Here is a 1,323-nt window from a genome sequence, read left to right as displayed (position 1 = left end):
TTGTTAGCCAGTCGGTTGCCGGCCGCTCGGCGCTGGCCGCGGCCGGGGCCCCTGCCTGGGCCGCGGGCCGCGACGCGGCCCCCACCGCCCGGGCCCGACGACCGCGCCTACTGGCTGCAAATGCTGCTGAAAGTGGCCGACCCCGTGCTGCAAGCCGCGGCCCAGGGCCAGCTGCGGGCCACCATGCCCATCGAGGCCGCGCCGGGGCAGGCCGAGAGCCGCAGCCAGGTATCGCACCTGGAAGCGCTGGGCCGCACGCTGGCCGGCCTGGCCCCGTGGCTGGAGCTAGCCGCCGCGCCGGGCCCCGAGCAGGCCCAGCAGCAGCGCTACGCAGCGCTGGCCCGCCAGGCCATTGCCCACGGCGTAGACCCGGTGTCGCCTGATTTCCTGAACTTTACCCGGGGCGGGCAGCCGGTGGTGGACGCCGCCTTTCTGGCGCAGGCGCTGCTGCGGGCCCCCACGCAGCTGTGGGGCGCGCTGCCGCCGGCCACCCAGCAGCAGCTGGTATCGGCGCTGCTCAGCACCCGCGTCATTAAGCCCATGTACAGCAACTGGCTGCTGTTCAGCGCCATCATTGAGGCAGCGCTATTGAAGTTTACCGGGGCCGGCGACGAGATGCGGATGGACTATGCCATCAAGCAGCACCAGCTGTGGTACAAGGGCGACGGCACCTACGGCGACGGCGCTGATTTTCATTGGGATTACTACAATAGCTACGTCATCCAACCCATGCTGCTCGACGTGGTGGCGGTGCTGGTAGGGGCCCAAAAGGAGCGGCCCGAGCTGCTGGAAACCCTGCGCACCCGCGCCCGCCGCTACGCCGCCGTGCAGGAGCGCCTGGTGGGCCCCGACGGCTCGTTTGCCGCCTTCGGCCGCTCGCTGGCCTACCGCTGTGGGGCTTTCCAGCACCTGGCCCAGATGGCCTTGCAGCAGCAATTGCCCCCGGAATTGCCGCCGGGCCAGGTGCGCAGCGCCCTCACGGCCGTCATCCGGCGCACCCTGGAGCCCAAGGGCACTTTTGATGCGCGCGGCTGGCTGCAAATTGGGCTGTGCGGGCACCAGCCGGGCATCGGCGAGGGGTATATTTCGACGGGTAGCCTGTACCTGTGCACCACCGCCTTTTTGCCCCTGGGCCTGCCCGCCGCCGACCCGTTTTGGACCAGCCCGGCCCAGGACTGGACGGCCCGCCAAATCTGGTCGGGCCAGAATATAAAAACCGACCATGCTTTGTAATAGGGCCCCAGCCGCGCAAGCCGTACCACCAAGCTGTGCTGGCACCGCAGGGGTCTTGCCCTGGGGCCCCAAGGCAGCATATATAAGACC

Annotated in this window: 1 protein-coding gene; it reads left to right on the top strand. The window is 69.3% G+C overall.

Annotated features, from left to right (window positions below):
- Positions 1-51 precede the first annotated feature (51 nt).
- Positions 52-1,233 (top strand): DUF2264 domain-containing protein, encoded by a 1,182-nt coding sequence (locus BEN49_RS15255; RefSeq protein WP_438831785.1) that lies wholly within the window; start codon positions 52-54, stop codon positions 1,231-1,233.
- Positions 1,234-1,323: the final 90 nt, after the last annotated feature.

The organism is Hymenobacter coccineus, from assembly GCF_001816125.1.
Lineage (GTDB): Bacteria > Bacteroidota > Bacteroidia > Cytophagales > Hymenobacteraceae > Hymenobacter > Hymenobacter coccineus.
This window is presented reverse-complemented; position numbering and strand designations above follow the sequence as displayed.